Raw genomic sequence first — 23,160 nt, 5'->3', positions numbered from 1 at the left:
GCCTTAGGGGGGTTTTCGTTTTTCAGCCAATATCAAACAATCCCACCGCCGACGCTCGCCACCGCCGGCCGTTCGGCTGCGACCTTCGCCCGGTAGCCCGCGGCGCGGTAGGCGGCGACCGGATCGATGGCGCCGCCGGTCTTCAGCCGCGCCATGGCAAGGATAGGCTCGACGTCGGTGCGATAGGCTGTCTTCAGCGTCTGCGTCGCCATCAGCGCGTCATTGGCGTCCTGGAAGCCTTCGAGCGCCTTGCGGTCGACCAGCAGCGCCTGGGCATAGGCGCGCTGCACCTCGACCGCCGACAACATCAGGCTTTCTATCGGATCGGTGACGTTATGGCTCTGGTCGAGCATGTGGGCCGGATCGAAACCTTCGGCACCGGCAAGCTCGGCATCGACCAGTTCATTGAAGACGAGGAACAGCCGGTAGGGATCGATCGAGCCGGCGTCGAGATCGTCGTCGCCATATTTCGAATCGTTGAAATGGAAGCCGCCAAGTTTCTTGAACTGGATCAGTCGCGACACGATCATCTCGATGTTGACGTTGGGGGCGTGATGGCCAAGGTCGACCAGACAGAATGCCTTGTCGCCAAGCTCGTTGGCGATGATGTAGTTGGTGCCCCAATCCTGCACGACGGTCGAATAGAAGGCCGGCTCGTACATCTTGTGCTCGGTGAACAGTTTCCAGCCGTCCGGCAGTCCGGCATAGATCTCCTTCATCGCGTCGAGATAGCGCTCGAATGCCTTGGCGAAATTGACCTGGCCGGGAAAGTTCGAGCCGTCACCGATCCATACCGTCAGCGCTTTGGAGCCCAGCGTCCTGCCGATCTCGATGCATTCGAGGTTGTGCTCGACCGCCTGCCGGCGTGTCGCTGCATCGGCATGCGACAGCGAGCCGAATTTATAGGAAAGTTTTTGGTCCCTGGCGTCGGAGAAGGTGTTGGAGTTGATGGCGTCGAAGCCGAGGCCGAAGCGGGATGCCGCCTGCTTCAGCCGGTTCGGATCGGCCTTGTCCCAGGGAATATGCAGCGAGACGGTCGGCGTCGCCTGCGTCAATTGCCGGATGACGGCGCAGTCCTCGATCTTGTCGAAAATGTCACGCGGCTCTCCGGCGCCGGGAAAGCGGGCAAAGCGGGTGCCGCCGGTGCCGACGCCCCAGGACGGGATGGCGACGGCGAATTTCTCGACCTTGTCGCGGATGGCGTCGATGGCGATGCCGCGGCGGTCGAGGCGCTCGCCGAGGGACTCGTAGTCGCGCTTGAGATTGGCGTTGCGCGCGGCATTATCTTTCTCGACAACATCGGCGGAGATGATGGTTTCGGACACTAAAGTTTCCTCCCAAATGCGTTCGGTTGGCGCTGCCCCTCATCCGCCTGCCGGCACCTTCTCCCCGTATGGTAACGGGGAGAAGGGTAAAGCTCCGGCGTCGGCGCCAACCCTCAAACGACTGCTTATCGCGTAAAGCTCTGTGCGTTGCCGGCGTCGACGTTGATGATGTTGCCGGTCGATTTGGCCGACATATCGGAGGCGAAGAAATAGATCGCCTCGGCGATGTCTTCGGGGAACACCGACCGCTTCAGCATCGAACGCGAGCGGTAGTGCTCCTCGAGATCGTCGGTCGACATCTTGTAGGCGGCGGCGCGCTGTTCCTTCCATTCGCCGCTCCAGATCTTCGAGCCGCGCAGTACGGCGTCGGGGTTGACGACATTGACCCTGATCTGCGCTTCCGCGCCTTCCAGCGCCAGGCAGCGTGCCAGATGGATTTCGGCGGCCTTGGCAGTGCAATAGGCGGCGGCGTTTGGCGATGCGGCAAGCCCATTCTTGGAGGCGACGAAGACGACGTTGCCGCCGATCTTCTGCGCCCGAAACAGCCGGAACGCCTCCCGCGAAACCAGGAAATAGCCGGTCGACAGGATGTCCATGTTCTTGTTCCACAGCGTCAGCGTGGTGTCCTCGATCGGCGCCGAGGAGGCCAGGCCGGCATTGGAGACCAGAATATCGATGCCGCCGAATTCGACCGCCGTTTCGGCAAAGCCGGAGATCACCTGATCCTCGGACGTGACGTTGATGACTACGGGCCGCACCAAATCCTTGCCATAGGCCTTGGCAAGCTCGTCATTGGCGCCGGCAAGGGCTGCTTCGTCGATATCGGCCAGCACGACGCACGCGCCCTCGCGCAGCAGCCGGCTGGCGGTGGCCCGGCCAATGCCGCCGGCGCCGCCGGTGACCAGCGCAATCTGGCCGGCAAGAGCCTTTGGTTTCGGCAGGCGCTGCAGCTTTGCCTCTTCGAGCAGCCAGTATTCGATGTCGAAGGCTTCCTGGTCGGGCAGGCCGACATAGGTCGAGACCGTCGAGGCACCGCGCATGACGTTGATGGCGTTGACGTAGAACTCGCCCGATATGCGCGCCGTCGCCTTGTCGCCGGCGAAGGTGAACATGCCAACGCCGGGCATCAGATAGACGACGGCGTTCGGATCGCGCACCGGCGGCGAATCCGCGTGCTTGCAGCGGTCATAATAGGCCCGGTAGCCGACGCGATACTCCGCCACATCATCGGCAAGACGGGCAATGACGGCATCGACGTCGGGATTTTGGGGGTCGAACTCGATGACCAGCGGCCGGATCTTGGTTCGCAGGAAGTGGTCCGGGCAGGACGTGCCGAGTGCCGCCAGCGGCCGCAAATCCCTGGAATTGACGAATTCGAGCACGGCAGGGGAATCGTCGAAATGGCCGAGCTTGTGGCTGTTCTCCGAGATCAGGCCACGGATCCTCGGCATCAGTTTTGCGGCCGCGGCGCGACGCGCAGGCGCATCGAGGGATTTGACGACTTCGCCGCCGAAAATCGGCTTGCCCTGGCTCTTGCGCTCGAACCAGTCGATCGCCTGGTTGATCACCGAGATCGTCGTCTCGTAGCATTCCTTCGGTGTGTCGCCCCAGCTGAACAGGCCATGACTGGCCAGTACGACACCCTTGGCTTCGGGGTTTTCGCGGCAGAATTTCTCCAGCCACAGGCCGAGCTCGAAGCCCGGACGTTTCCATGGCAGCCAGCCGATCGTGTCGCCGAAGATCTCCTTGGTCAGCGCCTGCGAATCCTTGGCGGCGGCAATGGCGATGATGGCATCGGGATGCATATGGTCGACAAAAGGCTTCGGCACGAAGGCATGCAGCGGCGTGTCGATGGAAGCCGCACGCGGGTTGAGGTTGAAGGTGCAATGGGGCAGATAGCCGACCATCTCGTCTTCATGTTCGAGGCCGCGATAGAGACCTTTCAGCGCCCGCAATTTGTCCATGTAGAGCGTGGCGAAGCCGTCGAGCTTGATCGAGGCGCTGTCGCCGCCCGAGCCCTTGACCCACAGCACTTCCACGCTCTCGCCGGTGAGCGGATCGTTTTGCCAGATCTTGGAGGAGGTGTTGCCGCCGCCATAATTGGTGACGCGCTTGTCGGAGCCAAGAACATTCGAGCGATAGACCAGACGTTCGGGCTCGCTCATTGCTTGCGCTTTTGCGTCATCCCAAAGATTGGCGAGGCGCGTGCCGGAGCGCTTGTCGAGCATAGGTATCCTCCCTTTGGGACACGCAAACGGCGCGGGTCCCTTTTGTACGAATTTCTACGCAAGCGGCGGCCTTGTCAATCACAAACGATCAATATCAGTCATATTGCATTGCACAATGAAATTATCTGATCGGAAATGATTGACACTGCGCGCTTTGGGTGACTAGATGCTCCGGCAGGGAGGAACCATGCACGAGAAAGAGCGCCACAGGATCATTCTGTCCGCCGTCCAGGAAAAGCCTGTGGTGACGGTGCAGCAGATGGTCGACCTGACGGAGTCGTCGGAGGCGACGATCCGGCGCGACATCGCGGCATTGCATGTGCAAAAACGGCTGCGCCGGGTGCGCGGCGGCGCCGAGGCGCTTTCGCCGCCGCAGTTCATCGGCCTGGCCGGCCGGCCCTTTTCCGTCAACGAGACCATCAACGCTTCGCAGAAGCGGGCAATCGCGCGGGAAGCCGTCGAACTGTGCAAGGACGGCGAGCCGATCATCATCAATGGCGGCACCACCACCTTCCAGATGGTGCATTTCCTGACCGGCCGCCGCATGCCGATCTTCACCAATTCCTTCCCGATCGCGGAGCACTTGCTCAGGCACTCCAAGAACACGGTGATGCTGTCGGGCGGCACCATCTACCGCGAGCAGAACATCATCCTGTCGCCGTTCGACAATGACGTGACGCGCAATTTCTACGCGCGCCGCATGTTCATGGGCGCGCAAGGGCTGGGGCCGCTCGGTCTTATGGAAGGCGACCCGCTGCTGATCCAGGCCGAGCAGAAACTGATCGACCAGGCAGACGAATTGGTGGTGCTGGTCGATTCCTCGAAGTTCCGCAAACGCTCGAGCCTGATCCTGTGCGGCCTGTCGCGCATCGCCACGGTGATCACCGACGACGCCATCGAGGATCGCGAAGCCAAGATGCTGGAGACCGCCGGCGTGACGCTGATCATCGCCCGCACAACGGCAACCAACAAGGAAGAATCTTCGCTGCAGGCCTGAGAACCACTCGCGCCCGCAGCGGCGATGGAATGCAACGCTCAAGGGAGGATATTCGATGAGCTTTCTGAAGAAACTGATGGTTACGGCGGCGTTCTCCGCCGCCATGTTCGTGAATGCCGCCTACGCCGAAAACGTCAAGATCGCGCTGGTGGTGAAGTCGCTCGGCAACGGCTTCTTCGACGCCGCCAACAAGGGCGCCGAAGAGGCGGCCAAGGAGCTCGGCGATGTCGACATCATCTACACCGGCCCGACCAAGGCGACCGCCGAAGCGCAGATCGAAGTGGTCAATTCGCTGATCGCCCAGAAGGTCAATGCCATCGCCATTTCGGCGAACGACGCCGACGCGCTGGTGCCAGTGCTGAAGAAGGCGATGCAGCGCGGCATTACCGTCATCTCGTGGGATTCAGGCGTCGCGCCGGAAGGACGCCAGCTTCACCTCAACCCCTCCGATACCAACCTGATCGGCGAGACCATCATCAAGCTGGCCGCCGACTACCTGCCGGAAGGCGGCGATGTCGCCATCCTGTCGGCTTCTTCGACCGCGACCAACCAGAATGCCTGGATCGACGCGGCCAAGAAGGTGCTGCCGGAGAAGTTCCCCAAGATCAAGCTCGTCGCCACCGTCTATGGCGACGACGACTCGGCCAAGAGCACGGACGAAGCCAAGGGCCTGCTGAAGTCCTATCCGAACCTCAAGGCGATCATCGCACCGACCACGGTCGGCGTCGTTGCCGCCGCGCAGGTGGTGACCGATGAAGGCCTGATCGGCAAGGTCAACGTCACCGGCCTGGCGCTGCCGTCGGAGTTCAAAAAGTTCATCGACAATGGCGCCAGCCAGGCGGTTGCGCTGTGGAACCCGATCGATCTCGGCTACTCCGCCGTCTACCTCGCCCACGACCTGGCGGTGAAGAAGGAAGAGGCCAAGCCCGGTGCTACGCTGTCGATCGGCCGCGTCGGCAAGGTCACGCTCGACGACACCAACTCGGCTGCGATGGCTCCGCCCTTCCAGTTCGACAAGTCGAACATCGAAAAGTTCTCCAAGATCTATTGATCCTGGGACCTTCGAAACGGTGCGGCGGGGCTCAGGTTCCGCCGCGCTTTCAAACGAACCTTGCTACAGGGCTTGATACGATTATGGACACGACAGCCCAGCACGAAGTGGCACATGAAGCGCCTTTGTCATCCGGACCGCGCCTGACGCTGTCCGGCATCTCGAAAAGCTTTCCCGGCGTGCGGGCGCTGCACAATGTCGGCCTGTCGCTCTATCCCGGCCAGGTAACCGCGCTGATCGGCGAAAACGGCGCCGGCAAGTCGACGCTGGTCAAGATCATGACCGGCATCTACCAGCCGGATGCTGGCACGATCAGCATCGACGGCCAGCCGGTCACACTGCCCAGCGCCCACGCCGCGTTCGGGCATGGCATCACCGCCATCCACCAGGAAACCGTGCTGTTCGACGACCTGACGGTGGCCGAAAACATCTTCCTCGGCCATGCGCCGCGCACGCGTTTCAAAACCATCGACTGGCGCACCATGCGCAAGAATGCCCGCGAGGTGCTCGACACGATGGGCGCCGGCCATATCGACGCCGACGCCAGGCTGAAGGATCTCGGCATTGCCAACAAGCACCTAGTCGCGGTTGCCCGCGCCATGTCCATCGACGCGCGGATCGTCATCATGGACGAGCCGACGGCAGCGCTTTCGATGAAGGAGATCGAAGAGCTTTTCCTGCTGATCGAATTCCTCAAGAGCGACGGCAAGGCGATCCTGTTCATCAGCCACAAATTCGATGAGATCTACCACATCGCCGACCGCTATACCGTGTTCCGCGACGGCGAGATGGTCGGCGAAGGCCTGATCAAGGACGCCGGCCAGAGCCAGATCGTGCGCATGATGGTCGGCCGCTCGGTCGATCACATCTTTCCGCAGCGCAAGGCCGAGATCGGCGCGCCGGTGCTGGCCGTCTCCGGCCTGTCGCACCCGACCGAGTTCGACGACATAGGCTTCGAGCTGCACAGGGGCGAAATCCTCGGCTTCTACGGCCTTGTCGGCGCCGGGCGCAGCGAGGTGATGCAGGCGATATCAGGCATCACCCGCACCAGCGGCGGCACGATCACGCTGGAGGGTAAGGCAATCGCGCCGAAATCGGCGGCGGATTCGATCGACGCCGGCATCGTCTATGTGCCGGAGGAACGCGGCAAGCAAGGCGTGGTGATCGGCCTGCCGATCTTCCAGAATGTCTCGCTGCCCTCGCTCAAACGCACATCCAAATCCGGCATATTGCGGCTGGCCGAAGAGTTCGCGCTGGCCCGCTCCTACACCGAGCGGCTCGATCTGCGCGCCTCCTCGCTCAGCCAGGACGTCGGCACGCTGTCGGGCGGCAACCAGCAGAAGATCGTCATCGCCAAATGGCTGGCGACCGCGCCCAAGGTGATCATCCTGGACGAGCCGACCAAGGGCATCGACATCGGCTCGAAGGCCGCCGTGCACGGCTTCATGGCCGAGCTCGTCGCGCAAGGCCTGTCGGTGATCATGGTGTCGTCCGAATTGCCGGAAATCCTCGGCATGTCGGACCGCGTCGTCGTTATGCGCGAGGGCCGCATTGCCGCGGTCTACGACAATAAAGGGCTCGACGCCGAAACCTTGGTCAGGACGGCAGCGGGGATCGCGGCATGAAGGCTCTTCTCAAATACCGCGAGGTCTGGCTGCTGGCGGCAATCGTCGTGCTGATCGGGCTGATCTCCACGCGGTTTCCAGGTTTTGCCGATCCGGCCAACCTGCGCCAGGTGTTCAACGACACGTCGATCCTGATGATCCTGGCGCTCGGCCAGATGGTCGTCATCCTGACCCGCTCGATCGACCTGTCGATGGCTTCAAATCTCTGCTTCACCGGCATGGTGGTGGCAATGCTGAACGCCGCGCATCCGGCGATCCCGATCCCGCTGCTGATCGTCATCGCACTTCTGGTCGGCCTGGTGCTCGGCGCCATCAACGGCCTGCTGGTATGGCGGCTGAACATTCCCTCGATCGTGGTAACGCTCGGCTCCCTCACCATCTACCGCGGCGCCACGTTCGTCATTTCAGGCGGCGCCTGGGTCAACGCCGACCAGATGAGCGCTGATTTCATCGGGTTGCAGCGCGCGGCTTTCCTCGGCATTCCGGTACTGTCGTGGATCGCCCTGCTGGTTATTGCGCTGTTTTTCCTCGTGATGACGCGCACCGGGCTCGGCCGCTCGATCTATGCCATCGGCGTCAACCCGACCGCATCGGTCTATGCCGGCATCGATGTCGGCCGGACGAAATTCATCGTCTTCTGCATCTCGGGGATGATCGGCGGCCTCTGCGGCTATCTGTGGATTTCGCGCTACGTCATCGCCTCGGTCGAGGTCGCCAACGGCTATGAGCTCAATATCATCGCCGCCTGCGTCATCGGCGGCATTTCGATTGCCGGCGGCATCGGTTCGGTCGGCGGCGCGGTGCTCGGCGCGCTGTTCCTCGGCATCATCTCCAACGCGCTGCCGGTGATCAACATCTCACCCTTCTGGCAGATGGCGATTTCAGGCAGCGCCATCATCCTGGCCGTGGTGCTCAACGCGCGCGGCGAACGCCGGCAAGGCCGCATCATCCTCAAGAAAGCGGAAGCGGCATGACCGACACCCCTGCCCCACGCCACATTCCCGACCGGCTCGACAAGCCGTTGACGTCGGCGATCTTCTCATGGGAGGCGCTGCTGGTCGTCGTGGCGGTTGCCATCTTTGCCGTCAACAGCTTTGCCTCGCCCTACTTCCTCGACGCGTGGTCGTTGTCGGACCTGACCTTCAACTTCACGGAAAAGGCGCTGATCGCGCTGGCCATGGCGCTGCTGATCATCTCCGGCGAAATCGACCTGTCGGTGGCCGCCATCATCGCGCTGGCTTCAACAATGATGGGCATGGCGGTGCAGGCCGGCGCCGGCATGCCTGAACTGGTGGCAATCGGCCTCGTCGTCGGGCTCGGCTGCGGCGCCTTCAACGGACTGCTCGTCACCAGGCTCGGCTTGCCGTCGATCGTCGTCACCATCGGCACGATGAGCCTGTTTCGCGGCATTGCCTTCATCATCCTCGGCGACCAGGCCTACAAAGGCTATCCCGCGAGCTTCGCCTTCTTCGGCCAGGGCTATGTCTGGTGGGTGGTGTCGTTCGAACTGACGCTTTTCCTGGTCGCGGCAGTCGTCTACTGGTTCCTTCTGCACCGGACGAGCTTCGGCCGCCGGGTCTTTGCCATCGGTAACAACCCGGTCGCGGCGCAGTTTTCCGGCGTACGCGTCGGCCGTATCAAATTCATCCTGTTTTGCCTGACCGGCCTGATGGCGGGCATCGCCTCAGTGCTGATCACATCGCGGCTCGGCTCGACCCGGCCGTCGATCGCGCAGGGCTACGAGCTGGAAGTCATCACCATGGTGGTGCTTGGTGGCGTCAGCATCCTGGGCGGGGCCGGCAGCATAGTGGGCGTGGTGCTCGCGGCCTTCATCATGGGGCTGGTGACCTTCGGCCTCGGCCTGCTCAATGTGCCAGGGATCGTTATGTCGATCTTCATCGGCCTGCTGCTGATCATCGTCATCGCGCTGCCGATCCTGTGGCGGCGAGTACGGCGGGAGCGCTTTGCCTGATGCCGGAGAAATACGCGTTCAAGATGAAGCTCAATCCGGGCATGAAGGCCGAATACAAGAAGCGCCACGACGACATCTGGCCGTCGCTGGTCGCGCTGCTCAAGCAGGCCGGCATCTCCGATTACTCGATCCATCTCGACGAAGAGACCAACACCTTGTTCGGCGTGCTGTGGCGCCGTGACGACCACGGCATGGACGAATTGCCGAAGCATCCGGTGATGCAGCGTTGGTGGGCCGAGATGGCGGACATCATGGAGACCAAGCCGAACAACGAGCCGGTGGCGGTGCCGCTGGAAACAATGTTCCATATGGAATGACCCGCCACGTCGCCGTCATCGATATCGGCAAGACCAACGCCAAGGTGGCGCTGGTCGATCTTGCCGCAGCAAGCGAAGTCGCGCTGCGCAGGATGGTGAACGAGCCGGTTCGGCAAGGCCCATACCCGCACCATGACGTCGAGCGGTTATGGGCGTTTATCCTTGGCAGCCTGGCCGAGATCGACCGCGAGCAGCGCATCGATGCGATATCGATCACCACCCATGGCGCAACGTCCGTGCTGGTCGACGCATCAGGCGAACTGGCGCTGCCGGTGCTCGACTACGAATTCGATGGTCCGGATGCCTTTGCCGGGGACTATGACACGATCCGTCCGGCGTTCTCCGAGACCGGCACGCCGCGCCTGCCGGCCGGCCTCAATCTCGGCGCGCAGCTGTTCTGGCAGCAGAAGCGCTTTCCGGCGGATTTCGCCAGAACCGCCGCGATCCTGATGTATCCGCAATACTGGGCCTTGCGCCTGACCGGCGTCGCCGCCAGCGAGGTGACTTCGCTCGGCTGCCACACCGATCTGTGGAACCCGTGGAAAGCGGATTTTTCGTCGCTGGTCGACCGGCTGCAATGGCGCCGGCTAATGGCGCCGGTGCGGCAGGCCAGGGACCGCCTCGGGCCGATCCTGCCCGCGCTTGCGACACGGACCGGGCTCGACCCGCAAACGCCGGTGTTTTGCGGCCTGCACGATTCCAACGCCTCGCTGCTGCCACATCTCCTGTCCGACCGACCGCCTTTCTCCGTGGTCTCGACCGGCACCTGGGTGGTGTCGATGGCGGTTGGCGGCAACAAGATCGCGCTCGACCCGGCCTGCGATACGCTGGTCAATGTCAACGCGCTCGGCGATCCCGTGCCGTCGGCGCGCTTCATGGGTGGCCGCGAGTTTTCCGTGCTGACCGAGGGCCAATCGGAGAACTGGACGGAAGACGATGTTGCCACGGTGCTGGCGCGCAAGACGTCCCTGTTGCCCTCGACCCAACAGGGTTCGGGCCCGTTTCCGCATCATACCGCATCATGGCTTAACGCGGACGGTATGAGCGTCGGCCAGCGCTTTGTCACCATCTCGTTCTACCTGGCGCTGATGACCGCGACCTGCCTCGACCTGATCGGCGCGGACGGTCCAACCATCGTCGAAGGACCCTTCGCCCGCAACCGGCTGTTCACCCGCATGCTGGCTGTGGCGGCGGCGCGCGCCGTCATTGCCTCCGAGGCTGCGACTGGTACCAGCATCGGCGCCGCCTTGCTGGCATCGGACCAGGGGACACCGCAAGGCAGAGGCGAAAGGACCGAACCGTCGGCCGATCCATTCTGGACAAGTTACGTGCGCTCCTGGCGTTCGGCGGTCGACGAACGAGCCTGACCGCCGAGCTCATGGCGCCCTGATGTCCGGAGATGCCTAGCCCGCATAGAGCAATCCTTGCGGATCGATCTCCGGCTTGCGGCCGGCAACTATGTCGGCAAGGAACTTTCCCGAACCGCAGGCCATGGTCCAGCCGAGATGACCGTGGCCGGTGTCGAGGTAGAGATTGTCGTACCGCGCCCGGCCGATGACCGGCACAGAGTTCGGCATCATCGGGCGAAGTCCAGCCCAGAGCTCGGCCTTGCTCTCGTCGAAAGCGCCGGGGAACAGGTCCTTGGCGGTGTTCAGGATCGAGTTGAAATCGCGTGGCTTGAACGTGCGGTCGAACCCGGTGAACTCCGCCGTCGAGGACATCCGCAGCCGATTTCCCAGCCTGGAATAGCCGATCAGCCGGTCCTCGTCGGCGCCACCCATGATCGGCCCCTTGCTTTCATCTTCCAGCGGAACAGTCACGGTATAGCCCTTCACGGGATAGACGGGCAGATCGATGCCGTAGCGGCGGCCGAGCAGACCGCTCTCCGGCCCCATGGAAATGACCACTGCGTCACCCGCCACCGGGCCGGCCGAGGTCATCACGGCGCGCACCCGGTCGCCGTCGATGTCGAGGCCTTCGACCGTGGTGCCGTAGAGGAATTGGACGCCGAGTTTCTCGGCGGCATAGGCAGCGAGGTTCTGCGTGAATTGGCTGGAGTCGCCGGTCTGGTCGATCGGCGAATAGACGCCGCCGGCTATCTTGTCCTTGGCGCCGGCAAGGCCGGGCTCGAGCTCGACCAGCCGGTCGCGGCCGACGATCTCGATCGGCAGGCCGTGTTCGCCGAGATAACGATAATTGTCGGTGCCGGTATCAAAGCTCTGCTGCGAGCGGAAGAAATAGAGAATGCCTTTCTTGCGCTCGTCATAGTGGATGCCGGTCTCGGCGGAGACGGCGTTGATGCAGTCGCGCGAATAGAGCGCCAGACGCAGCTTGACGTCGGTGTTGGCGCGCATGCGCTTATGCGTGCACTGGCGCAGGAAGCGCAGGCTCCAGGCGAAAAAATACGGATCGAAGCGCAGCCGCACCTTGATGCCTAGATCGTGGTTGTAGAGGCCGCGCAGGAACGTCTTCAGCGCGGCTGGCGAGGCCCAGGCGGTGGCGTCTCCGGGTGACACCAGGCCGGCGTTCGACCGGCTGGTGCCGCGTGCTGCCGCCGGATGGCGCTCGATCACTATCACCTCATGGCCGGCGCTGGCCAGATAATAGGCCGCCGCCGTACCGACGACGCCGGCCCCAAGCACCAGGATTTTCATTCCGCCCCCAGCGCGCTGAACCAACCTTTGCGGAGAGCCCACTTCACCCCAGAGCCGAATTCTTGCTGGTCAGGATGCGCTCCCAGGCAAGCGCATCGGCAACGATCTGGTCGAGGTTGTCGCGCTGCGGGGTCCAGCCGAGCTCGCCGCGCGCCAGCTCCGAATTGGCGACGACCGCGGCGGCGTCGCCGGCGCGGCGATCGCCCATCCGCACGTCGAAATCATGGCCGAAGACGCGGCGGACGCTGTCGATGACCTCGAGCACCGAATACCCGTGGCTGTAACCACAATTGGCGACCAGGCTCGATCCGCCGGCACGCAGCCGCTGAAGCGCCAGCCGATGCGCCGCCGCCAGGTCGCTGACGTGGATATAGTCGCGCATGCAGGTGCCGTCCGGCGTCGGATAGTCGGTGCCGAACACCTGCATGAAGGGGCGCTTGCCGAGCGCCGTCTCGCAAGCGACCTTGATCAGATGCGTGGCACCGGGCGTCGACTGGCCGGTGCGGCCCTTCGGATCGGCGCCGGCGACGTTGAAATAGCGCAGCGCCGTATAGCGCAACCCATGGGCAATTGCCGCGTCGCGCAGCATCCATTCGCTCATCAGCTTGGACAGGCCATAGGGCGATTCCGGCGCAAGCCGGGCATCCTCGCGCACCGGCTCCAGGCCGGCGCCGCCATAGACGGCGGCGGTCGAGGAAAAGATGAAATTGGGTACGCCTTCGCGCACCGCGGTCTCGATCAGGGAGCGCGTCTTGCAGGTGTTGTTCTCGTAATAGGCAAGCGGGTCGGCGACCGATTCGGGGACCACGATCGAGCCGGCGAAATGGATGATGGCGTCGACCTTATTGTCGCGAATGATCGAAGCGACCAGTTCCCTGTCGGCGACGTCGCCGACGACGAGCTTTGCTTCCGGGGCGACCGCCCATTCAAAGCCGGTGGAAAGCCGGTCGAGGACGACGACGCTGTCGCCCGTGTCCAGCAATTCCCAGACCATATGGCTACCGATATAGCCGGCACCGCCTGTCACCAAAACCGTCATCCGCATCCTCGCTATTCATGATTTGTCGGAACTGTCTCAATCGTCGCCGTACTGGAAAATCTGCCGCCAGGCCATTAAAACCTGCGGTAACCAGTCTCATCGGCGCGTGGCATTGTCCTGAAACAAGATTGATCCACATCAAGGGAATAGGCCACGTTCCGTGGTCGTTAGGAACAGGCTCGGGGCGTGGCATTTTGACCAAAAAGGCCAGGTGGACGATGAATGGGCCAATGACTATGATCCCGCGCAAAACTGGGAAGGCGACATGAATTACCAGCGGTTTTTCGAGGAAGCGATCGACCAGCTCCATGCGGAGCGTCGCTACCGCGTCTTCGCCGACCTTGAGCGTATCGTCGGGAAATTCCCGCGCGCCATCTGGCGCGCCAATGGCCGCGCCGAGGAAATCACCGTCTGGTGCTCCAACGACTATCTCGGCATGGGCCAGCATCCCGACGTCATTGCCGCGTTCCAGAAGGCGGCAGGCAAGATGGGGTCGGGGGCCGGCGGCACCCGCAACATTTCCGGCACCAGCAACCCGCTGGTCGAGCTCGAACTGGAGCTGGCCGACCTGCACGACAAGGAAGCCGCACTGGTTTTCACCTCCGGCTTCGTTTCCAACGAGGCGTCGATCTCGACCATTGCAAAGCTGCTTCCCAATTGCCTGATCATCTCGGACGAGCTCAACCACGCTTCGATGATCGAGGGCGTGCGGCGCTCAGGCGCCGAGAAGAAGATCTTCCGCCATAACGACGTCGCGCATCTCGAAAGCCTGCTGCAGACGGCCGGCCGCGAGCGCGCCAAGCTGATTGTCTTCGAGAGCGTCTATTCGATGGACGGCGACATCGCGCCGATCAAGCAGATCGTCGATCTCGCCGAGCGCTACAACGCCATGACCTACATCGACGAGGTCCACGCCGTCGGCATGTACGGGCCGCGCGGCGGCGGCATCACCGAGCGCGAAGGGCTGGCCGACCGCATCGACATCATCGAGGGCACGCTGGCCAAGGCGTTCGGTACGCTTGGCGGCTACATCGCCGGCAACACTGCGGTGATCGACGCGGTGCGCTCCTATGCGCCGGGCTTCATCTTCACCACGGCGTTGCCGCCGGCGATCGCCGCCGCGGCAACCACCTCGATCCGCCATCTCAAGCGCTCGCAGGCCGAGCGCGATGCGCAGCTGCGTCAGGCGACACGGACCAAGCAAGTGCTGGCCGCGGCCGGCCTGCCGGTGATGGAGTCGCCTACCCACATCGTGCCCCTTCTGGTCGGCGATCCCGAGCTCTGCAAGATGGCCAGCGACCGCCTGCTCGGTGTGCACGGCATCTACATCCAGCCGATCAACTATCCGACGGTGCCGCGCGGCACCGAGCGGCTGCGCATCACGCCTACACCGTTCCATTCGGACGCGTTGATTGCGTCCCTGCAGGACGCGCTGGTCGAGACATGGGATGCGTTGGGGATTCCCTACGGTTCGGCGGGCCGACCGTCGGTCGCCAAGAGCGATCGCGTCATTCCACTGCTGGTGCCGAAGTCGGGCGGCTGAAGCCCGTTTGAAACTCTACTCCGGCGGCCATCTGACGCGGCTTTCTGCGCTTCCGGTGCTCACGGACCTGAAGCCCGTTTGAAACTCTACTCCGGCGGCCATCTGACGCGGCTTTCTGCGCTTCCGGTGCTCACGGACCCAAATGTCCGCTGCGCTCCGGTTCTCGAAACCCACGCCAGCTGACTCGCCGGAGCGAGTTTCAACTCGGGCTTCGAGGCAGCTCACATACTCTTCATCCATTTCGCCAGCCGGTGCGCGGCTTCCTCGAGCTGGTCGAGACGGCGGTGGAAGCATAGCCTGAGGAAGGCTTCGCCGCCGGGGCCGAAGGCGGTGCCGGGAGCCAGGCCGACATTGGCGCGGTCGACCATGTCGAAGGCGGCGGCGCGGGAATCGGTGATGCCGTCGACCGCGAAGAACAGATAGAATGCGCCCTGCGGCACGGTGAACCGCGCCCTTCCGGTTTCGGCGAGAATGCCGCAGACCAGGTCGCGCGCCGCCCTCGCCCGCTCCACCTGCTCGACGATGAAGGCGTCGCCCTCATCGAGGGCAACGACGGCGCCGCGCTGCATGAACTGCGCAACGCCGGAGGTCGAATACTGGACCAGGTTCTCGAACACCTGCTGCAAGGCGGGATGAATCTTGATCCAGCCGATGCGCCAGCCGGTCATCGCCCAATTCTTGGAGAAGGAATTGACGAACAGGATGCGGTCCTCATCGGCCATGATGTCGATGAAGGACGCCGCCCGGCCGTGGCCGTAATGAAACAGCGAATAGATCTCGTCGGCGATGATCCACAGGCCCCTTTCGCGGGCAAGATCGAGGATCGCCTGCAGCGTCTCCTTGTCGGCGGTCCAGCCGGTCGGGTTGGACGGCGTGTTGACGAACAGCGCCTTGGTCCGCGGCGTGATCGCGGCTGCGATCTTGTCGACATCGCAAGACCAGCCATTTCCAGACTGGTCGAGCGTGACCGCGACCGGCACGGCGCCGGCGACGCCGGCGGCGGCGGCGAAGTTCGGCCATGCCGGCGACAGGTAGACGAGTTCGTCGCCCTTGCCGGCCACCGCGTCGATGGCCATCTGGATGGCATGCATGCCGGAGCCGGTGACGATGAATTCCTCGTTGGCGAAAGTCTTGCCGAAATGCCTGGTGTAGTAGCGGGCGAGTGCCTGCCTGAGTTCGGGAATGCCCCTCTGCCAGGTGTAGAAGGTTTCACCGCCGGCGAGTGCCTTGGCGGCGGCATCAGTGATGAAGGCAGGCGTCGGCAGGTCGCCCTCGCCGGCCCAGAGCGGGATCATGCCGTCGCGGCCGCGGCCACGGTTCATGACGGCGACAATGCCGCTTTCAGGCGCCGCCCGCGCTTCGGCGCGCAGAGTATCGATCAGGGTCATGGATGGGTCCGTTTTCGTTTGCTCGACTGCTAGCGTGTTTCAGGGCGGACGAAAACAGAAAACCCCGGCCGCAGGCGACCGGGGTTTTGGTCCAGAAAGTTACCGCAGGCGCTACTTTCTGGCGAGGAGATCGCGAATTTCGGTGAGCAGCGCGACATCGGCCGGCGGCGGGGCAACCGGGGCGGCCGGTTTCTCGCGCTCCAGCCGTTTGCGCAGATTGTTCACCGCCTTGACCATCAGGAAGATGATGAAGGCGAGAATAAGAAAATTCAGCGCCACGGTGATGAAGCTGCCATAGGCGAAGACCGCCCCCTGTTTCTTCGCATCCGCCAGCGAAGTTGCATTCACCGCAGAAGACAGGGGTATGAAGTAGTTGTTGAAGTCCAGTCCTCCGAAGATCGCGCCAACAATAGGCATGATGATGTCGTCGACCAGCGAGGTGACGATCTTGCCGAAGGCAGCGCCAATGATGACGGCGACGGCCAGGTCCATCACATTGCCCCTGGAAATGAATTCCTGAAATTCTTTCAGCATTCGACCCTCCTTGTCCTGACCGGCCGTTCTGCCGCTCCTCCGGCATCGACCGGCGGGCAGAATAGCAAAAACCTGCGGTTGCAACAGGATCAAAAGCTGGTTTCAGCCGGTCACGATTGCCCGACGCAGCCGATATAATACGCCGAAAGCCGCGATGGACTTGATCGCCAAGCTGTGATTGCGTCTGCAAGGCCGGATGAAAAAACCGGCGCAGGGAGGAAGTTCGAGGCGTGCAGGGCTGGTTCATCGTCATCATCGCGATCGCCTATGTGACGTTGCTGTTTGCTATCGCCAGCCTGGGCGACCGGCGCTCGACGTCATCGGGGCCTGGCCGCGCCCGGCCCTTCATCTATGCGCTCAGCCTCGCCATCTACTGCACCTCCTGGACCTTCTTCGGCTCGGTCGGGCTGTCCTCCGAGCGCGGCCTGGAGTTCCTCGGCATCTATATCGGACCGGTGCTGGTGTTCGTGTTCGGCTTTCCGCTGCTGCAGCGCATCGTCAGGCTGGCCAAGACCGAGAAGATCACCTCGATCGCCGACTTTCTCGGCGCCCGCTACGGCAAGAGTTTTGCTGTCGCGGCGATCGCCACACTGATCGCGACCATCGGCGCGGTGCCCTATATGGCGCTGCAATTGAAGGCGATCTCGGGCTCGGTCAGCCTGATGGTCGAGCACTATACCGGCTCGCCGCCGTCGTTCGATCCGTTCGTCAGCGACATCTCGCTGGTCGTTGCCATGCTGCTGGCGCTGTTTGCGGTGCTGTTCGGCACGCGCCACGCCGATGCCACCGAGCACCAGGACGGGCTGGTGCTGGCTGTGGCGGTCGAGACCGTGGTCAAGCTCGCCGCCTTCCTGGCGATCGGCCTGATGGTCACGTTCCTGATCTTCGGCGGGCCAGGCGATATGTTCGACCAGCTCGCCGAAAACACGAAGGTGCGCCAGGCGATGGGCTACAACACCTCGCTCGCTACCTGGCTGGTGCTGACATGCCTGAGCGGCTTTGCCATCCTCATGCTGCCGCGCCAGTTCTACGTCACCATCGTCGAAAACCGCAGCGAGGCCGAGCTGCGCACCGCGACATGGGTGTTTCCGCTCTATCTGGTGGCAATCAACCTGTTCGTGCTGCCGATCGCATTGGCCGGCCTGGAACTGGTCGGCCCCAAGACCAGCAGCGACCTTTACGTGCTGTCGCTGCCGCTGTTCAGCGGCCACGACGTGCTGGCCATGGCCGCCTTCATCGGCGGGCTGTCGGCGGCGACCGCAATGGTGATCGTCGAAAGCGTCGCGCTGTCGATCATGATCTCCAACGACCTGGTCATTCCGCTGTTCGTGAGGCGATTGCTGCGGACCACGACCTCCGAGAACGAGGACTGGTCGACGCTCATCCTCAATGTACGGCGGGCGGCGATCTTCATCATGCTGTTTATCGCCTTCCTCTACTACCGCGAGAGCACCAACAGCGCGCGGCTGTCCTCGATCGGCCTGATGTCGTTCGCCGCGATCGCGCAGTTCGCGCCGGCGTTGATCGGCGGCCTGGTCTGGCGCGGCGCCAACGGAAGGGGTGCGGCGCTTGGCATGGTCGCCGGCATCGTCGTCTGGAGCTACACGCTGCTGCTTCCCTCGCTCGTCGCGCCCGATACCGGCATCCTCGTCCACGGCCTGTTCGGCTTAGATGCGTTGCGGCCGCAAGCGCTTTTCGGCACCGTCGCCGAGCCGCTGAACCATGGCGTGCTGTGGAGCCTCTCGATCAACACGCTGTTTTTTGTGTTCGGCTCGCTGTCGCGGGCGTCGGTGCCGCTGGAACGCATCCAGGCGTCGATCTTCGTGCCGCGCGAAGCGGGTCCGCTGCCCAGCCTGCGCCGCTTCCGCACCACCATTACCGTCAACGACCTCAAGGACACGATCGCGCGCTATCTCGGTGTCGAACGGACCGAGCGGTCCTTTCAGTCGTTCGAAAAGAGCAGCGGCACTTCACTGCTCGGCAACGAACAGGCCAGCATGGATGTCATCCGCTTCTCCGAGCAGCTTCTGGCCAGTGCCGTCGGCTCATCCTCGGCGCGGCTGATCCTGTCGCTGCTGCTGCGCCGCAACGACCGCGAATCCAAGGACGCCTTCCGCCTGCTCGACGACGCCACCGAGGCGCTGCAGCACAATCGCGATCTGCTGCAGATCGCACTCGACCAGATGGAACAGGGCATCACTGTCTTCGACCGCGATTTCCGGTTGATTTGCTGGAACCGCCAGTACCGGGCGCTGTTCGACCTGCCCGACGAGATGGGCCAGGTCGGCGTCTCACTCGATCGTATCCTGCGCCACCTTGCCGAGCGCGGTGACATACCGGCAGACCAGCGCGTCACCATGCTCAACCGCCTGACCAGCTTCGTCAGCCCATGGCAGATGGAGCTGAAGACAAGCGGGCGCATCCTGGAATTGCGCTCCAATCCGATGCCGGACGGCGGCATCGTCGCCACCTACGCCGACATTTCTGGACGTGTCGAGCAGGATCTGGCGCTTAAGCGCGCCAACGAATCCTTGGAACAGCGGGTGAAGAGCCGCACCGCCGAGCTCACCCGCGTCAACGAGGAGCTGGCGCAGGCGCAGATGCTGGCCGAGGAGGCCAATCTCGGCAAGACCCGCTTCCTCGCTGCCGCCGGCCACGACATCCTGCAGCCGCTGAACGCCGCCCGCCTCTATTGCTCGTCGCTGATCGAGAAGACCGGCAAGGGACCTGCCGGCAAGGCGGCGATGAACATCGAATCGTCGCTGGAATCGGTCGAGACCATCCTCGGCGCGGTGCTCGACATTTCGCGCCTCGATGCCGGCGCGATGAAGCCGGACGATACGAGCTTCGGCCTCGACGGACTGCTGCGCCAGATCGGCAACGACTTCCGGCCGCTTGCCGCCGAAAAGAAGCTCGAACTCTCGATCATGCCGTCGTCGCTCAGCGTCATGACGGACCGCAATCTGCTGCGCCGCCTGATCCAGAACCTGGTTTCCAACGCCATCAAGTATACGCGCCGTGGCCGCATCCTGGTCGGCGCGCGGCGGCGCGGCGAACTGGCCGAGATCCAGGTTATCGACACCGGCATCGGCATTGCCGGCGACCAGCTGAACACCGTGTTTCGCGAATTCACCCGGCTCGACGAGGGCGCACGCGAGGCGGAAGGCCTCGGCCTTGGGCTCTCCATTGTCGACCGCATCGCCCGCGTCCTGCGCCTCGAAATCCGGATCTTCTCCAACCCAGGCAAGGGCACACGCTTTTCCGTGTTGCTGCCGGTGGTGGCCGTGCAGGCACCGCGGCGCGAGGCCGAGGCGAAGCCGCCTGCCCGTGCCGCGGCCTCGCTTGCCGGGCTCCATGTGCTCTGCATCGACAACGACGCCCGCATCCTCGACGGCATGCGGCTGCTGCTCGAGGGCTGGGGCTGCAGCGTCGACACGCTTTCCGGCGCGGAGGATCTCGAGAGGTCCGGCGTGCATCGGCCGGACATCGTGCTTGCCGACTATCATCTCGACAACAGGACCGGCCTCGAATTGATCGCCCAGTTGCGTGCGATCCATGGCGAGGACCTGCCGGCCGTGCTGGTCACCGCCGACCGCTCCAGCGAGGTTCGCGCCGCTGCCGACAGGCTCGACGTGCCGGTGATCAGCAAACCACTGAAACCGGCGATGCTGCGCTCGATGATGGCCAGGGTCAGGCCGCTGGCGCCGGCGGCCGAATAGGAATCAGCCGGCCGCCTGAACCGGGTCGCTGCCGATTTTGGACAAAAGGATGACCGCCTGGGTGCGGCTGTCGACGCCGAGCTTCTGCAGGATAGCCGAGACATGCGCTTTGATCGTTGCTTCGGAGACCCCGAGCTCATAGGCGATCTGCTTGTTGAGCAGTCCCTCAGCCAGCATGCCGAGCACGCGCGTCTGCTGTGGGGTCAGCGCCTGCAGTCGCTTGATCAGGTCGGAAATCTCGGGATCGCGCTCGACGCCGAGATCGACCCCGGCGGGTGCCGCGATATCACCTGCGAGCACCGACTGCACCGCATTGCGGATCTCCTCCATGCTGGCCGATTTGGAGATGAAGCCGGAGGCGCCGAGATCGAGCGCGCGCCGGATCGTCACCGGATCGTCATGCGCCGAGACCACCATCATCGGCACCGCCGGATGGATGCCGCGCAACGAAATCAGGCCGGAAAGGCCGCTTGCCCCCGGCATCGAGAGATCGAGCAGCACCAGATCGACGTCCTCATTGGCCAGGACCAGCGCCTTGGCGCTTTCGAAATCGCCGGCCTCGTGAATGGCGGCAACGTCTCCGATGCCCGCGAGTGCCTCCCTCAATGCACCGCGAAAAAGCGGATGATCGTCGGCAATGACGAATGTGTAGCCCAACGGTGATATCCCTCCCCGAATCCCGTTGGCGATTTTCCGCCTTGCAGGATCTGAACGATCATAACGCTACGCCTGCTGTTCGGCGTGGCCGGCTTGCTATTCCCGCCCCAGGTCTTTTTGCGAATTGCCTAGGTCTTTTGCGAATTGGGCTTGGCGCCGTCTTCGTCCTTGTCCATGTCCTTGACGATGTCCATGAAGCTGCGCAGGAAGCGCTCCATGTAGCCCATCGTCTTGTTGAAATCCTCCTCGCTGGGCAAAGTCGATTCGAAACGCGCGGCAAGCGAATTTTCGAGCTTGGCGACGCGCTCGTCGAGCGCCTTCACCGAATTTTGCAGCCGGTCGACCTCATCCTGGAGGGCGGCACGTTCGTCGGCCGCCGTCTTGCAGACGAGCTGGCCGGAGCGTTCCTCGCAGAGCGACATGGCGCCGGTTTGCGTATCCATGCGGACATAGCCATTGGCCGATTTCTCCAACCGGTAGCGATCGGCTTCCTCGGAAAAGGCCGACGCCGCGATAAGCGACACCACTGCTGCGGGGATCAAGACGTGTTTCAGACGCATGTTTTCCTCCATGAGCCAGTCAGCGCAATCTATCACAGTTTGCGCCTGAAATGGGGACGAACCTGAAATGGGGAAGAACACGGGCCTGCCCTTCCCCGCGTGGTCGGTTCGGACTATAGCGCAACCATGTCCGAGATCATCTACAAGATAGTTCCCAAGGCGCTGTGGCGCGAGGCTGAAAGAGAAGGCCGCTTCACCGGCGCGCCTATCGACGTTGCCGACGGCTTCATCCATTTTTCCACCGCCGGGCAGGTTCGGGAAACGGCAGTAAAACATTTCGCCGGCCAGGCCGGGTTGCTGCTGGTTGCCGTCGACAGCGCGCGCCTCGGCGATGCGCTGAAATATGAGGTCTCGCGCGGCGGCGCCCTGTTCCCGCATCTCTATGGCGGGCTCGGCCTCGATGCGATCGTTTCGGTGCAGGCATTGCCGCTCGGCGCTGACGGCCGGCATGAATTCCCGGCGCTGGAGGCCGAATGAGCGCGTTCGACCGGATCGGCCAGAAACTGCTGTTCACGCTCGATCCGGAAACCGCGCATGGGCTGTCGATTGCCGCGCTGCGATGCGGGCTGCCGGTCGCCGGTCGTCCGCCGCAGGACAACAGGTTAAAGGTCAGCCGTTGCGGGCTGGATTTCCCGAACCCGCTCGGCATGGCCGCGGGTTACGACAAGAATGCTGAAGTGCCGGACGCGCTGCTCGGCCTCGGCTTCGGCTTCGCCGAGGTCGGCACGATCACGCCGCTGCCGCAGACGGGCAATCCGAAGCCGCGCATCTTCCGGCTGCCTTCGGACGGGGCGGTGATCAACCGGCTGGGCTTCAACAATGAAGGCCACGCCGCCGCAGAGAAGCGTCTTGCCGCCCGAAAAGGCCGCCCCGGCATCATCGGCATCAACATCGGCGCCAACAAGGACAGCGCCGACCGCGTCAGTGATTATGAGCGCGGCGTGATCCGGTTCGCGCGATACGCCGGCTATCTGACAATCAATATCTCCTCGCCGAACACGCCGGGCCTGCGCAATATGCAGGCGCGCGAACAGCTTGGCGAGCTCCTGTCGCGGGTCATGGCCGCGCGTGCGGCGGCACCGGCAAAACCGCCCGTGTTCCTCAAGATCGCGCCGGATCTGGTCGAGGCCGAGCTTGAGGACATCGCTGCCGAGATCAGCGACAAGCAAATGGACGGCGTCATCGTCTCCAACACAACGATCGCGCGAGCCGGCCTGAGCAGCGCCGGCCTTGCCGGCGAGACCGGCGGGCTTTCGGGGAAACCCTTGTTCGAGCGCTCGACTATCGTGCTGGCAAGGATGCGAAAACTGCTTGGCCCGGATCCTACTATCATCGGCGTCGGCGGCGTCGATTCCGCCGAGACGGCGCTGGAAAAGATCCGTGCCGGCGCCGATCTCGTCCAGCTCTATACCGGCATGATCTATGCCGGGCCCGCGCTGCCGGGGCGCATTCTTTCCGGCATGGCCCGTTTCATGGACAATCAAGGGCTGAAGTCGCTGTGCGAGCTTCGCGACAGCCGCCTCGATCACTGGGCGGCGAAACCGCTTTAGC

Annotated in this window: 19 protein-coding genes; 11 read left to right on the top strand and 8 right to left on the bottom strand. The window is 63.4% G+C overall.

From position 1 onward, the window contains the following. Positions 1-32: 32 nt before the first annotated feature. Positions 33-1,325: an L-rhamnose catabolism isomerase gene (gene rhaI / locus NKI41_RS22935; RefSeq protein ID WP_352470137.1), complete on the bottom strand. Its 1,293-nt coding sequence runs from the start codon at positions 1,323-1,325 to the stop codon at positions 33-35. Positions 1,326-1,450: 125 nt separating this feature from the next. After that, positions 1,451-3,553, bottom strand: a complete 2,103-nt coding sequence (locus NKI41_RS22930; RefSeq protein WP_352685303.1) for a bifunctional rhamnulose-1-phosphate aldolase/short-chain dehydrogenase — start codon at positions 3,551-3,553, stop codon at positions 1,451-1,453. A 187-nt stretch (positions 3,554-3,740) separates the two neighbouring features. Here NKI41_RS22930 and NKI41_RS22925 point away from each other — a divergent pair, with 187 nt between their 5' ends. The 7 genes from NKI41_RS22925 (at position 3,741) to NKI41_RS22895 (ending at position 10,882) form a co-directional block, all read left to right on the top strand. Beyond that, complete coding sequence (locus NKI41_RS22925; RefSeq protein ID WP_352685302.1) at positions 3,741-4,550, top strand: DeoR/GlpR family DNA-binding transcription regulator; 810 nt, start codon at positions 3,741-3,743, stop codon at positions 4,548-4,550. A gap of 55 nt (positions 4,551-4,605) precedes the next feature. Beyond that, a complete protein-coding gene (rhaS, locus tag NKI41_RS22920; protein ID WP_352448664.1) occupies positions 4,606-5,601 on the top strand; it encodes a rhamnose ABC transporter substrate-binding protein in 996 nt (331 codons plus the stop codon). Positions 5,602-5,684: 83 nt separating this feature from the next. Then, on the top strand, positions 5,685-7,226 hold the full coding sequence (locus NKI41_RS22915) for a sugar ABC transporter ATP-binding protein (RefSeq protein ID WP_352685301.1): 1,542 nt from the start codon (positions 5,685-5,687) through the stop codon (positions 7,224-7,226). Beyond that, a complete protein-coding gene (locus NKI41_RS22910; RefSeq protein WP_352685300.1) occupies positions 7,223-8,200 on the top strand; it encodes an ABC transporter permease in 978 nt (325 codons plus the stop codon). Before NKI41_RS22915 ends, NKI41_RS22910 begins: the two co-directional genes overlap by 4 nt. Then, positions 8,197-9,198 carry an ABC transporter permease gene (locus NKI41_RS22905; RefSeq protein ID WP_352541322.1) on the top strand — a complete coding sequence of 334 codons (1,002 nt, stop codon included), beginning with the start codon at positions 8,197-8,199 and terminating at the stop codon, positions 9,196-9,198. The genes NKI41_RS22910 and NKI41_RS22905 overlap by 4 nt, the downstream gene beginning before the upstream one ends. Further along, positions 9,198-9,515: an L-rhamnose mutarotase gene (rhaM, locus tag NKI41_RS22900; protein ID WP_352470130.1), complete on the top strand. Its 318-nt coding sequence runs from the start codon at positions 9,198-9,200 to the stop codon at positions 9,513-9,515. The genes NKI41_RS22905 and rhaM overlap by 1 nt, the downstream gene beginning before the upstream one ends. Beyond that, positions 9,512-10,882, top strand: a complete 1,371-nt coding sequence (locus NKI41_RS22895; RefSeq protein ID WP_352685299.1) for an FGGY-family carbohydrate kinase — start codon at positions 9,512-9,514, stop codon at positions 10,880-10,882. Before rhaM ends, NKI41_RS22895 begins: the two co-directional genes overlap by 4 nt. A gap of 36 nt (positions 10,883-10,918) precedes the next feature. Here NKI41_RS22895 and NKI41_RS22890 read toward each other — a convergent pair whose 3' ends face one another. Together NKI41_RS22890 and galE are read right to left on the bottom strand one after the other, a co-directional pair. Beyond that, the gene (locus NKI41_RS22890; RefSeq protein WP_352685298.1) at positions 10,919-12,169 is read right to left on the bottom strand and encodes a D-amino acid dehydrogenase; all 1,251 of its coding nucleotides are present in this window, start codon (positions 12,167-12,169) and stop codon (positions 10,919-10,921) included. 43 nt (positions 12,170-12,212) lie between these two features. Beyond that, the gene (gene galE / locus NKI41_RS22885; RefSeq protein ID WP_352685297.1) at positions 12,213-13,208 is read right to left on the bottom strand and encodes a UDP-glucose 4-epimerase GalE; all 996 of its coding nucleotides are present in this window, start codon (positions 13,206-13,208) and stop codon (positions 12,213-12,215) included. 265 nt (positions 13,209-13,473) lie between these two features. Here galE and hemA point away from each other — a divergent pair, with 265 nt between their 5' ends. Further along, a complete protein-coding gene (gene hemA, locus NKI41_RS22880; protein WP_352448656.1) occupies positions 13,474-14,751 on the top strand; it encodes a 5-aminolevulinate synthase in 1,278 nt (425 codons plus the stop codon). A 221-nt stretch (positions 14,752-14,972) separates the two neighbouring features. On the opposite strand, the gene NKI41_RS22875 is transcribed toward hemA, so the two are convergent. Beyond that, positions 14,973-16,139, bottom strand: a complete 1,167-nt coding sequence (locus NKI41_RS22875) for a pyridoxal phosphate-dependent aminotransferase (protein WP_352685296.1) — start codon at positions 16,137-16,139, stop codon at positions 14,973-14,975. 111 nt (positions 16,140-16,250) lie between these two features. Continuing rightward, positions 16,251-16,673 (bottom strand): large conductance mechanosensitive channel protein MscL, encoded by a 423-nt coding sequence (gene mscL / locus NKI41_RS22870; protein WP_352685295.1) that lies wholly within the window; start codon positions 16,671-16,673, stop codon positions 16,251-16,253. A 230-nt stretch (positions 16,674-16,903) separates the two neighbouring features. Here mscL and NKI41_RS22865 point away from each other — a divergent pair, with 230 nt between their 5' ends. Next, positions 16,904-20,392, top strand: coding sequence for a PAS domain-containing hybrid sensor histidine kinase/response regulator (locus NKI41_RS22865; RefSeq protein ID WP_352685294.1), 3,489 nt, complete (start codon positions 16,904-16,906; stop codon positions 20,390-20,392). A gap of 3 nt (positions 20,393-20,395) precedes the next feature. On the opposite strand, the gene NKI41_RS22860 is transcribed toward NKI41_RS22865, so the two are convergent. After that, entirely contained in the window at positions 20,396-21,058 is a 663-nt protein-coding gene (locus NKI41_RS22860; protein ID WP_502893818.1) for a response regulator, read from the bottom strand. A 119-nt stretch (positions 21,059-21,177) separates the two neighbouring features. Continuing rightward, a complete protein-coding gene (locus NKI41_RS22855; protein WP_352685293.1) occupies positions 21,178-21,609 on the bottom strand; it encodes a hypothetical protein in 432 nt (143 codons plus the stop codon). A gap of 126 nt (positions 21,610-21,735) precedes the next feature. Between NKI41_RS22855 and NKI41_RS22850 the strand changes: the two genes are divergently transcribed. Both NKI41_RS22850 and NKI41_RS22845 read left to right on the top strand, forming a co-directional pair. Next, complete coding sequence (locus NKI41_RS22850; RefSeq protein ID WP_352685292.1) at positions 21,736-22,086, top strand: DUF952 domain-containing protein; 351 nt, start codon at positions 21,736-21,738, stop codon at positions 22,084-22,086. After that, positions 22,083-23,159, top strand: coding sequence for a quinone-dependent dihydroorotate dehydrogenase (locus NKI41_RS22845; protein WP_352685291.1), 1,077 nt, complete (start codon positions 22,083-22,085; stop codon positions 23,157-23,159). The genes NKI41_RS22850 and NKI41_RS22845 overlap by 4 nt, the downstream gene beginning before the upstream one ends. The last annotated feature ends 1 nt before the right edge of the window (position 23,160 follow it).

Origin of the sequence: Mesorhizobium sp. M0601 (genome assembly GCF_040320845.1) — a bacterium.
Classification (GTDB): Bacteria; Pseudomonadota; Alphaproteobacteria; order Rhizobiales; family Rhizobiaceae; genus Mesorhizobium.
The sequence above is the reverse complement of the archived record's forward strand: the minus strand, read 5'-3'. Positions and strand labels throughout refer to the sequence as shown.